This window comes from Bacteroidota bacterium (genome assembly GCA_018831055.1).
Classification (GTDB): Bacteria; Bacteroidota; Bacteroidia; order Bacteroidales; family B18-G4; genus M55B132.
The window spans coordinates 1-11,442 of sequence record JAHJRE010000059.1 but is presented as its reverse complement, the minus strand read 5'-3'; the positions used below and the strand labels follow the sequence as shown (position 1 = coordinate 11,442).

Here is an 11,442-nt window from a genome sequence, read left to right as displayed (position 1 = left end):
CTTAAAAACTTTGAGGTCGTTCATTACAACCAATATTCGATCTTTTATACCGACTACCCATTTAAAGAGGGAACCCTGTTTTACAACGGGACCATTTCATCGAACAACAAGATTCTAAAGATGGATAATAACATCTTTATCAAAAAAATATACCTTGGGGAGAAAGTAGATAATGATGCAGGGATGCATTTGCCGATGAAATTGATTCTGGCCATTGTCAGGGATAAAGAGGGAAATGTTTCACTGGAGATACCAATCACTGGAGACCTGAAAGACCCGAAAATCAACTATTGGAACCTGATTGGTCAGGCACTGGGGAATTTCTTTCGCAAGATTTTCTCTTCACCATCACGCCAACTTGCCAGGGAATATAAAGAGAATGATCAGTTTTTCAAAGATATCTGCTTCGATGAAAACCAGGAAACATTAACTGACCGTCAAAAACTTCAGCTCGATAAACTAGCCCAGGTTCTCACCGAAAAGACGCAACTAGTCATTGATTTTCAACACCTTGACTATTCCGAAAAAGATGACTCTTCACATCAGGATATCATGGCAAATCGTTTTAAATTATGGAATAACTTGATCCGTGATTACCTGAGTCCTTTTCTTGATGATCCTGTCAACCGTTTTACCTTTTCAGAGAAAGAGAAGAATAGTACGGATGATCTCTCTAAAAAAAGTGAGAAAAAGGATCTTTGCTATGAATTGGTATATTCCATAACCAAATAATATGCTCTTATATATAACATCAAATCTTACCAATGTCTGATTCGAAAAATTTACTTACTCAAGACAATTTGACCACCCGTGTACTTGAAACATCAATCCGGGTTGGTCTGGTCATTATTTTGCTGGTCTGGTGCTACCTGATCATACAGCCTTTTATGGTGATGATAATCTGGGGGATTATCATTGCAATTGCCCTCTATCCTGGATATAACTGGCTGAAAAAGAGGCTTGGAGAACGAAAAAAACTTGCTGCTTTGTTGTTGACTTTTCTCGCCTTAATCATTATAATATTACCTCTTGGGTTACTTGCCGGTTCGCTTGTCAGCGGTGTGGAACAAATTCTGGATCTATTTCAAAATAATCAGACTCTGATTCCACCACCACCCGATCATGTCAAGTCGTGGCCTTTGGTCGGAGAACCGGCGCATGGTTTTTGGACTAAAGCATCCACTAACCTGGGAGGGATGATTACGGAATACGAGTCCCAGCTTCAGGTAGTTTTAACCTGGTTACTAGGAGCCATCAGTGGAGGTGTGCTCGGTTATCTGAAGTTCATTGTATCTATTCTGATCGGAGGTATACTGTTGGTTTATACAGATGCAGGAAGCAAATCTGCCTATGATATTGCGCATAAGCTACTTGGAGAAAGAGGGAAAGAGTATGCAGAGAATGCAGAGCGGACGGTCAGGAATGTTGCCCGGGGAATTCTTGGCGTTGCCTTGATTGAAGCTCTGTTAGCAGGACTGGTATTTATGATCTTCGGGGTTCCCGCTGCTGGTCTATGGGCTCTTCTGATGTTTATTTTAGGGATTGTCCAGATTGGGATACTCCCTGTAGCAATCCCTGTTATTATTTACATGTTTTTTACTGCCGGTACATTCAATGCAATTGCTGTGCTGGTTGGTGTGGTTTTGATTCTGCCTTTAAATAACATTCTGAAACCGATCCTGCTTGGGAAAGGAGCACCAGCGCCGATGGTTATTATCTTTATGGGAGCTATCGGAGGTTTTATCGTTTCAGGAATTCTTGGGTTATTTGTAGGTGCCGTCATCTTATCCATCGGTTATAACCTCTTTTTACTCTGGATTAAAAACGAGGAAACGGAGACAAATAATGAATCAGCCTGAAAAGGCCCTGCAGCAGGCGGGGATCGTTTGATGTATGGAAAGGACAGTCCTGAAAAGGTAGATTATTCTCTTGGGAAGAGATACGTGTAACCGATGGAAATGGCAAATGTTTGCGAATATACAGTGGCTTTCTTAAAATCCGCCTGATTGGGGTTGATCATGGCATAGGGATCAATGTTTTCCTGAGGACTGAATGTGTAGGTAATTCCCACTGAGATAATTTGCTTTTTGCGATGGAAAGAGAGTCCCAGTGAACAATGGTAGAGATCCCAGTTTCCTCCATGGTTAGAAAATATATCTTCATGCTCAGCCTGTTCGTAGCTGGAAAAATCGGTATGGAAACCGGCAAGGAGGGAGAGCCTGGGAAAGAGTTTCTGTTCCAGTCCAATCCCAACATTGAAAACAGCTTTTGCTTTTCGCTGAACCAGTAAAAAATCCTGCGCAAATTCCTGAATATAGGAGCTGTCCTCATACTGAGGAGGATAAATAAATGGTGTGGTTTGGGGAGCCATCATGTCGTATTGACGGATTCCGAAGAAATACTCCCCCGACAAGGCAATCCGTGTTTTCGGCGTTGAATATTCAACGCCGAAAGCCATTGAAAGAGGCCGTTGATAACGCACTTTGATCTTAGAAACCCTGTCCATCAGGATGAAGCTTTGTGCCGTGTCTGATGGATCATCAGAAGCCGCGTACACCGAAAACTCGCGTTGCATATCCCCTCTCCCGGCAAAGCCAAACGAGGGCGTTGTTAGTGTAAGTCCTAACTTCCATCCACCGGTTTCATACGCAAGGCCAATCTTAAAAAGGCCCGACATCGTCCAGTATTTCAGGAACTTATCATTATTTGAAGTAATGATCCAGTTAGTCGAATCATCCAGTTGAATCTTTCTTACAAAATAGGATTGCTGGTACGTTTGTGCCCGATAGTTCCCGAAGAAAGAGATGCCGATACCCAATTTTTCATTGACTTCATAGGAAGCAGCAAATCCAAGCCATTGTTCATTCAGTTGATTGGTGTAATCAAATACACCAATATATTCTTCTACTCCTTGCGACGGACTGCTGAAGTCCTGGCTGGTAAAGCGGGTTTTAATGAGAATGTTATCATAGTGCCTTGTCATCAGGCAATAACTCAGGTGCATCCTGGGCCATTTCTTCAGTGTCAACATACCTGAGATGATTTGAGGAAAGATGCTGACCCTAGCTGAGTTCAGGTTAACCCCTTCTCCGGCGCCATCCTTGATGAGCAACTTGTTTATTTCATAAAGGTTGGCATTGACCGACAAACTTGGGTACTTGATAAACGTGAATGCACCCGGATTGTAGAAAATTGCAGAATTATCCCTTACGCCACCAACCATCGCTCCACCCAACAGGGTCGATTTCGCTCCAAACTGCTGCGACCAGTAATGATTATCCTGTGCAGATGACTCTAAAGAACAGCAAAAAAGCAGAATAAACACAAAAGAGACAAACCTTTTCCTCATGTAAACAATAGATTCCTTGATAACGAATTTACTAAAATACCTAAAAATAAATACTTTTATGGGCTTATTTCCTGTCAATTATCAAAAATAAGCTAAAAGAGAATATGTTTGAAAAAAAACTTCCTTTTTATTGGTTTAAAGCCCAGCCAACGCGACCCAACCCCCGACCCCGGAGGGGTCGCATATTAAACCCCGGCTCAAAAATTTTTACACCCTGATATATTTATTTTAATGGATTTGATAAAGAAAGGAATATTAAAACTACCCATCAAAGCTTAAACACGACATCCGTAGAAAACTTTCCTACTTCTACATTTCCCAGTTTTTTTATTTTCTTCAATTCTTCTATCTGGGATCTGGAATCATGCCTGTAATTGATAACGATCTTATAAATTTTGCAGAAATTTTGGTTGGTGTAATAGTAATGAAAGTAAAAACATTTAGCGATACCATTGGTTTCAATCGTAAGAGAGCAATTCTCATCACCGTGATAGTAATACCATACTCCCAAAGTATCCAGCGTTTGGCTTATTTCAAGATAGTTTTTGCCTAAGAGTTTGTTCACAATGTTGATGTCGCTTACCTGGGCTTCTGAAAAAGAAGTCAATACAATTAGTGCCAATGTTAAGTTAGCCGTTTTTATGGTCATTTTAAGCATTTTTGTATGTATTATTTATTTCATATCCCTGCTATCCGGGGAAATTTTTATTGCGTCCCTACGGGACTTACGCGTCAATCTTATTTTCTTTACTACCCATATTTTACCCCTACGGGGTGGTCCTGTCTGAAATTTTTTATTACACTTTTTTTAATGATTCAAACATATTTAACCAGAAAGTAATGAAAGATAATATTTTTCAGGATTACTTGAAAATTATTATAATAATATTCGACTTAACTTGAATTTTCAAGAAGTTAAGAGTTGCAAATTTGATTCATTAAGCACTTAATGAACTTATTTGATCCGAATATTTATATAGTTAATTGACGATTTGAACAGCAATATCAGATATACGTTAATCATACCACCCCGACCCCGGAGGGGTCGCATATTTATAGCCCGGATAACCCCAATAACCCCACGACCCCGGAGGGGTCGCATGTTTATAGCCCGGATAACCCCAATAACCCCACGACCCCGGAGGGGTCGCATGTTTATAGCCCAGCCAGCGCGAACCAAGCCACGACCCCGGAGGGGTCGCATATCTGTTTAAGACTAGCCTTTCCACTGCGCCTTCGGCTTGTGGAAAGGCAGTCTCATTCACTTCCCGATACAAAAACTCCCAAATATATTCTGAAGTATCTCCTCCGTTGTCACCTCCCCGGTAACTTCGCCGATGTTGTGGAGGGCGTCGCGGAGGTCGATGGTGATAAGATCGGTGGGAACATTGCCGGCAAAGCCGCTCATCACCCGGTCGAGGGCGGCCAGGGTGCGGGTAAAGGCTTCGTAGTGACGGGTGTTTGAGACCATAATGCTGTCGTCAGGATGATCCGCCTTTACCGCTTCAAGCAAGCTGTCTGAGATCATGGCCAGGTTCTCCTTGCGTTTGGCGGAGACGAAGAGACACTTCATTTCTACAAAATCACGGAAATGACGAGGTATCTCCACCAGTTTATCTATCTTGTTGCCGATGATGATCAGTGTCTTCGATTCCCACTCATCCAGTCCGATCTTCTCAATCATTTCGTTCCGGAAGGCGTCCAGATCGTTGAGTACGGTTTCACAGGAATTTTCACTTACATCGAACAGGTAAAGGATAATCCTCGACTGCCGGATCTTTTCAAAGGTCCTTTCTATTCCCATGCTCTCTATCCTGTCTTCGGAATAACGCAGTCCGGCTGTATCAACAAAGCGGAAGGCAATACCTTCCAATACAATTGTATCTTCAATGGCATCACGGGTTGTTCCCGGGATGTCAGAAACGATGGCTTTCTCTTCGTTCAGGATGGCGTTGAGCAGCGTCGATTTTCCCGTGTTGGGTTTGCCGATAATGGCAACGGGTATTCCTGATTTCAGGACATTCCCGTGCGCAAAGGATTCAATGAGCCGGGTGATCTCTGCTTTCATTTCCCGGAGCAAATCATCCAGCTCGGTCCTATTGGCGAATTCCACGTCTTCCTCGCTGAAATCCAGCTCCAGCTCTATCAGGGAGGCAAAATGTATCAGTTTCTTCCTGAGTTCACGGATCTTCTCTGAGTATCCTCCACGCATCTGACTTATAGCCAGCTGATGTGATGAGCTTGAGTTGGCCGCAACCAGGTCGGCCACGGCCTCTGCCTGAGAAAGGTCAAACTTACCGTTACGGAATGCCCTTAGCGTGAATTCCCCGCGCTGTGCCTGCCGTATGCCATGACGTATCAACAAATGAAGTATGCGCTCCTGGATATACGGAGACCCGTGACAGGATATCTCTATACTATCCTCACCCGTGTATGAATGCGGCTTGCGAAAGATGCTGAGCAAGACCTCATCCAGAACATCATCCCCGTCTTTTATCATCCCAAAATGTATCGTATGACCGGGAACCTTATCGGGATCAAAATCTTTGTTCCTGGGGAAAAATATTTCTTTCATGACGGCAAAGGCATCCGCACCGGAGACCCTTATCACTGCAATTGCGCTGCTGCCGGGCGGTGTAGCCAACGCACAGATCGTATCATCGTTGGTAACAAATAAGCGTGACATCGTTTTTTTTGTAAAGATACGGAAAAGCAAGGTAAAATGTCCAGGGGAACTTGTAGCTTATGAACTGGGGGGCTGGGGACTGGATTGCTGGGTTGCTCGGGCCTCGGCTTTGCTCGGCATTCGGCTTCGCTTGGCCCTCGGCTTTGCTCGGCCTTGGGTGCGAACATTCTCCATATTCATTTGTTTAAAGACATATTTAAACTTTACCTGCTTTTTTCCTATTTTTGCTTATTCATTAAAACCGAATAATATGAGTGTGCTTGTTAATAAGGATTCCAGGATTGTGGTTCAGGGTTTTACGGGAAAAGAAGGTACTTTCCATGCCACCCAGATGATTGAATACGGTACCAATGTGATTGGAGGAGTGACTCCGGGTAAAGGGGGAAGTACCCATCTGGACAAACCTGTCTTTAACACGGTAAAGGAAGCTGTTGATCAGGCCGGGGCAAATGTGTCGGTGATTTTTGTGCCGCCACCTTTTGCTGCCGATGCCATCATGGAGGCTGCCGAAGCTGGGATCGGTGTAATTATCTGTATCACGGAAGGTATCCCGACTGAGGACATGATCAAGGTGAAAACATTCCTGTGTGATAAACCAAGCATACTTGTTGGTCCGAATTGTCCGGGCGTTATCACCCCCGGTGAAGCCAAGGTAGGGATCATGCCGGGGTTCATTCATGAGCCGGGCATTGTGGGAATAGTCTCCCGTTCCGGAACCCTCACCTATGAAGCTGTGCAGCAACTAACTCAGGCAGGGCTGGGACAAACAACCGCAATAGGTATAGGTGGCGATCCGGTTTTGGGCACTACTACCTTGGATGCCCTGAAGATGTTCGAAAAGGATCCTGACACCAAAGGTATCGTGATGATAGGCGAAATCGGTGGTAACATGGAAGCGGATGCTGCGCGCTGGTATAAAGAACACGGAAAGAAACCGGTAGTTGGGTTCATCGCCGGTGCAACAGCCCCAAAAGGCCGCAGGATGGGACATGCAGGCGCCATCATTGGCGGGAAGGCAGATACAGCTCAGGCCAAAAAGCAAATCCTTACCGAATGCGGGATTTACGTCGTGGATTCACCTGCCGATATTGGCAAGAAAATGAAGGAAGTGCTTAGTAATTAAGTATCCACGCCCCGCTATAATCAGCACTAAGGACAGATTTAGCCCTGGTCGCTTCGTCATGCGTGTTGTGTTTTGATAAAGCTATCCGGTACTTTTCATTTGATTTTACGATCATTACTCCCGAAAAACCTTTTTCCTTGTATTTCCTGGCCTGTGCCTCCGCTTCAGCACGTGCTGTGTAGCTTCCGTAGATGAGATAGAATTTTTTGCCGGCAGTAGTGATAATATTGATTTTATCATCCTGCTTTTTAGCGAGCGAATCAATAATAGAAATCCCGGAGACCCCGCAAATCGAAGGTTCTGATTCGGGATCTCTCGCTTCACCTAACCAGATGGAAGCATATCCATGATATAAGCCAACTCCCAGGGCAACCCATTTGTTTTTATTCCATTTTCCTTCGTTGACCAGAAAATTCCGGGTTTCTTGCGTGTTTGTCCAAAAGCGGAAAACACTGTCGGGATGGGTGTCGGCCATCTCCCAGAATGCCAGTTCATGAGCCTGGTGCTTGTAATTTGTGAGTTCCCCGGGTTTGTTCAGGATACATTCGGGTTTAGGCAGATACGGGGAATGACAGCATGCCGTCCATTTTCCCTTGTCCGACCAGCTGTTCAGGTTACAGATACTCGTGTCCGGCCGGTTGTCGTAAAGGTCTTTTACATGCGTTTTGGCAACAAACGATAGCGATTTGGATAACTGTATCTCCGGAAGATCATTTTTAATTCTATAATTGTTGATCAAGAGGTATAAACGTTTTTCCTGTTCGGAGATACAAAAATCAGCAGGTATCCCTTCCTGGGAAAACCCCATATCCGGCCAGATGAACAATAATGAATACAAGATAACCCCAACCCAAAATGTTAACTTTTTCATAATACATCCATTTTCAGTTCAAAGGTAGTGAAAAATGGAAACCCCACACTCCAGACCCACACCTGTAACCTGTAACCTGAAACCTGTAACTTTATCAGGTTGCAGGTTACAGGTGGCAGGCGGCAGAGGGAGGGGGAGGGCTGGGACAAATTAATGTGTTTTTGGGTGCGTTTGCCTTTTTTTTATCTTTACTGCTGTTATGAACAGATCATTGGGTTTCGGCACGGCTCCGGTTTTCCTTACGGCTATCAGTACCATACTGGGTGCCATTCTTTTTCTGCGGTTTGGGTTTGCGATAGGCACACTGGGTTTCCTGGGGGTTATTCTTATTATAGTCCTGGGTCACCTGGTTACTATTCCCACGGCACTGGCTTTGTCGGAGATTGCGACCAACCAGCGTGTTGAAGGGGGAGGGGAGTATTTTATCATTTCCCGTTCTTTTGGGTTAAATATAGGGGCAACCATAGGCATAGCCCTTTATTTCTCGCAGGCTATATCCGTGGCTTTTTATGTGATTGCTTTCACTGAGGCTTTTGAGCCGGTATTTAACTGGCTTGCTCAGGAAAAGGGGATCTGGCTGCCGCGGCAGGTTGTCAGTATTCCCTCCATGCTCATCCTTGCGCTGATGATCCTGATCCGGGGAGCCAATCTTGGGGTAAAAGCTTTGTATGTCGTCGTGGCCATCCTTTTTCTTTCCCTCATCCTTTTCTTTGCAGGAAATACTGAATATAGCGAAACTGCATCAACGGTTAGTATACTATCTTCATTCCGCAATCCCCAGGATTTCTTTGTAGTGTTTGCCATTGTGTTCCCGGCATTTACCGGTATGACAGCCGGAGTGGGTTTGTCGGGTGATTTAAAGAAACCCCGGAAGTCTATCCCACTGGGAACCACTACGGCGACATTTATTGGACTGATTGTATATTTGTTTGTTTCCTGGAAATTAGCCATTTCTGCTTCCGCGGAAGATCTGGTTAGCGATCAGCTTATCATGTCGCGCATTGCTCTTTTCGGGGCCATCATTGTTCCATTGGGTTTGGCTGCTTCCACCATATCTTCAGCGATCGGTTCTATCATGGTAGCACCCAGAACCTTGCAGGCGCTGGCTTCCGATGCCTCCTTTCCAACACCGCGCCTAAACCGTTTCCTGGCAAAAGGAAAGAGCGATAATAACGAACCTTTTAATGCGTCGCTGATCACAAGCCTGATCGCACTCCTTTTTGTGAGTTTTGGAAATGTCAATGTCGTAGCAGGAATCATCTCCATGTTTTTTATGGTCACCTATGGATCCCTTTGTCTGATTTCCTTCCTCAACCACTTCGGGTCAGATCCTTCCTACCGGCCAACTTTCCGGTCGCGATGGTACATAAGCCTGGTGGGCTTCGTTATGGCACTTTGGCTTATGTTCCAGATAAACACCATATACGCTGTTGTTTCGATTGCCCTTATGGTGCTTATCTACGTGGGGATACAGCGATATCATGCCAACAGGCGCGGGCTGCAATCCATTTTCCGGGGAGCCATCCTGCAGCTGAACCGACGCCTGCAAATTTATCTGCAAAAGTCGATGGAACTAAAAGCAACAGAAAGCTGGAGGCCTTCCGCGATTTGCATATCCAGCAATTCGTTTCAGCGCGATGATCTTTTCCATCTGCTCGACTGGATTTCTTATAAGTACGGCTTCGGCACCTATATACACCTCATTGAAGGTTACTACTCAAAGGCAACCTATGAAGATTCAAAGAATATCCTTGTCAAGCTGATTGAAAAAGCCGGCCATAAGACCCAAAATATTTACATCGATACGATGATCTCCCCTTCCTACACTTCGGCTATTGCCCAAAGTATTCAATTGCCAGGAATTTCAGGAATGGAAAACAATATGGTGATCTTTGAATTTGATAAGAACAACCCTGAAAATCTCCCCCAGATCCTGGATAACATCAATCTTGTCAAGGCAGGAAACTATGATGTATGCATTTTTGCCACATCAACCAAACGTTTCGGCTTTAATAAAGCCATCCATGTCTGGATACGCAGTACCGACTATGAAAACTCCAACCTGATGATCCTGCTTAGTTATATCATCTCCGGTCATCCCGACTGGAGAGGAGCGCCCATCAAGATCTTTGACATCTGCCGTGAAGAAGAAGAGGAACAGGTCAGGAAAAACCTTATCGAACTGGTAAACACTGGAAGAATACCCATTACAGAGAAGAACATTACCATAATCAGAAAAGACGATAATGTACGCAGCAAAAGCCTTATAAACCAAACCTCACAGGATGCCGGACTGACCATCATAGGGTACAGAACAGAAAACCTGAAACATAAGGGAGAAGAGATATTAACCGGCTACGACGGGATAGGAGATGTGCTGTTTGTGAATAGTCACAGGCAGAAGGAGATTTCGTAAGGGAGGGTTTAGGGTTTAGGGTTTAGGGTTTAGGGTTTAGGGTTTAGGGTTTAGGGGTTAGGGGTTAGGGTTTAGGGTTTAGGGGTTAGAGTGATGAGTTTTGTGGCTTGCGACTTGAAACCTGCAACCTGCAGCTTGTCAGCAATTTCCGTAATATGTAATATAATTTTCACCATGAAAATCCGTCATTTCTTTCTTCGTTTTTTCAAATTTCTCAGGATTGGGTTGGTGGTTTTTGGTGCCTTTTGTGCTTTGATGTTGATTTTTTCTTTCACTACGGGTCCTTTTTGGATTTATTACGATCTGGGAACAGCAAATTCTGAAATTACGGGTGAGCCTGATGCCATAATCATGTTGGGCGGAGGAGGAATGCCAAGTGCATCCACGCTGATGCGCACGTATCACGCGGCATTTCTGGCACAGGAATTTTCCGGGAAAAAGGTCATCATTGCTTTACCTGGAGACACGCTGGATACGTCAAGCTCAATTTACGGAATCCGAAATGATCTGATTATCCGGGGTATACCGGATTCACTGATCTTTTTTGAACCTATGGGAAAAAATACCCGTGCCCAGGCTTTAAACATCCTGAATTTATACCCGGAACTTCAGAAAAGAAGGGTTATCCTGGTTACTTCACCGGAACATATGTACAGAGCTGTTCTAACATTTAGAAAAGCCGGTTTTGAAATCACAGAAGGATTCCCGGCTTTCGAACGGGCCATAGAATCGGACATCCTTTTTAAAGACGACAAACTGGGCGGCCGGTCCTATGTCCCCGATGTAGGCCAAAGCATTCAACTCCGTTATCAGTTCTGGAACCATCTCCATTACGAAATACTAATCCTCCGCGAATCATTCGCCTTATTATACTACAAAATCAAGGGCTGGATATAACCCCAAACCCTCCCCCAAACTCCCTGCAACCTGAAACCTGCAACTCTAAACTTCCCAGTACCCAGCCCCCAGTACCCAGCCCCCAGTACCCAGCCCCCAG

Annotated in this window: 9 protein-coding genes; 5 read left to right on the top strand and 4 right to left on the bottom strand. The window is 44.6% G+C overall.

Features of this window, described 5'->3' with window-relative positions; genetic code table 11:
• Together KKA81_03535 and KKA81_03530 are read left to right on the top strand one after the other, a co-directional pair.
• Nucleotides 1-732, top strand: a 732-nt coding sequence (locus KKA81_03535; GenBank protein ID MBU2649983.1) for a hypothetical protein, incomplete at its 5' end; no start/stop codon positions are given.
• Between the two features lie 32 nt (nt 733-764).
• Nucleotides 765-1,859 carry an AI-2E family transporter gene (locus tag KKA81_03530; GenBank protein ID MBU2649982.1) on the top strand — a complete coding sequence of 365 codons (1,095 nt, stop codon included), beginning with the start codon at nt 765-767 and terminating at the stop codon, nt 1,857-1,859.
• A gap of 62 nt (nt 1,860-1,921) precedes the next feature.
• On the opposite strand, the gene KKA81_03525 is transcribed toward KKA81_03530, so the two are convergent.
• The 3 genes from KKA81_03525 to mnmE all read right to left on the bottom strand — a co-directional run bounded on the left by KKA81_03525 (nt 1,922) and on the right by mnmE (nt 6,035).
• Nucleotides 1,922-3,349: a hypothetical protein gene (locus tag KKA81_03525; GenBank protein MBU2649981.1), complete on the bottom strand. Its 1,428-nt coding sequence runs from the start codon at nt 3,347-3,349 to the stop codon at nt 1,922-1,924.
• A 268-nt stretch (nt 3,350-3,617) separates the two neighbouring features.
• Nucleotides 3,618-3,998 (bottom strand): hypothetical protein, encoded by a 381-nt coding sequence (locus KKA81_03520; GenBank protein MBU2649980.1) that lies wholly within the window; start codon nt 3,996-3,998, stop codon nt 3,618-3,620.
• Between the two features lie 612 nt (nt 3,999-4,610).
• Entirely contained in the window at nt 4,611-6,035 is a 1,425-nt protein-coding gene (gene mnmE, locus KKA81_03515) for a tRNA uridine-5-carboxymethylaminomethyl(34) synthesis GTPase MnmE (protein ID MBU2649979.1), read from the bottom strand.
• Nucleotides 6,036-6,285: 250 nt separating this feature from the next.
• On the opposite strand from mnmE, the gene sucD reads away from it, so the two are divergent.
• Nucleotides 6,286-7,158, top strand: coding sequence for a succinate--CoA ligase subunit alpha (gene sucD / locus KKA81_03510; GenBank protein ID MBU2649978.1), 873 nt, complete (start codon nt 6,286-6,288; stop codon nt 7,156-7,158).
• Here the strand turns inward: sucD and KKA81_03505 are convergent.
• Complete coding sequence (locus tag KKA81_03505; GenBank protein MBU2649977.1) at nt 7,148-8,029, bottom strand: SPOR domain-containing protein; 882 nt, start codon at nt 8,027-8,029, stop codon at nt 7,148-7,150. The genes sucD and KKA81_03505 overlap by 11 nt on opposite strands.
• A 199-nt stretch (nt 8,030-8,228) precedes the next feature.
• On the opposite strand from KKA81_03505, the gene KKA81_03500 reads away from it, so the two are divergent.
• Entirely contained in the window at nt 8,229-10,445 is a 2,217-nt protein-coding gene (locus KKA81_03500; protein MBU2649976.1) for an amino acid permease, read from the top strand.
• 174 nt (nt 10,446-10,619) lie between these two features.
• Complete coding sequence (locus KKA81_03495; GenBank protein MBU2649975.1) at nt 10,620-11,342, top strand: YdcF family protein; 723 nt, start codon at nt 10,620-10,622, stop codon at nt 11,340-11,342.
• Nucleotides 11,343-11,442 lie beyond the last annotated feature (100 nt).

Coding starts and splice junctions, on each gene's coding strand:
- sucD (MBU2649978.1), top strand. CDS start 6,286: ATGAGTGTGCTTGTTAATAAGGATTCCAGGATTGTGGTTCAGGGTTTT.
- mnmE (MBU2649979.1), bottom strand. CDS start 6,035: ATGTCACGCTTATTTGTTACCAACGATGATACGATCTGTGCGTTGGCT.
- KKA81_03520 (MBU2649980.1), bottom strand. CDS start 3,998: ATGACCATAAAAACGGCTAACTTAACATTGGCACTAATTGTATTGACT.
- KKA81_03530 (MBU2649982.1), top strand. CDS start 765: ATGTCTGATTCGAAAAATTTACTTACTCAAGACAATTTGACCACCCGT.
- KKA81_03525 (MBU2649981.1), bottom strand. CDS start 3,349: ATGAGGAAAAGGTTTGTCTCTTTTGTGTTTATTCTGCTTTTTTGCTGT.
- KKA81_03495 (MBU2649975.1), top strand. CDS start 10,620: ATGAAAATCCGTCATTTCTTTCTTCGTTTTTTCAAATTTCTCAGGATT.
- KKA81_03500 (MBU2649976.1), top strand. CDS start 8,229: ATGAACAGATCATTGGGTTTCGGCACGGCTCCGGTTTTCCTTACGGCT.
- KKA81_03505 (MBU2649977.1), bottom strand. CDS start 8,029: ATGAAAAAGTTAACATTTTGGGTTGGGGTTATCTTGTATTCATTATTG.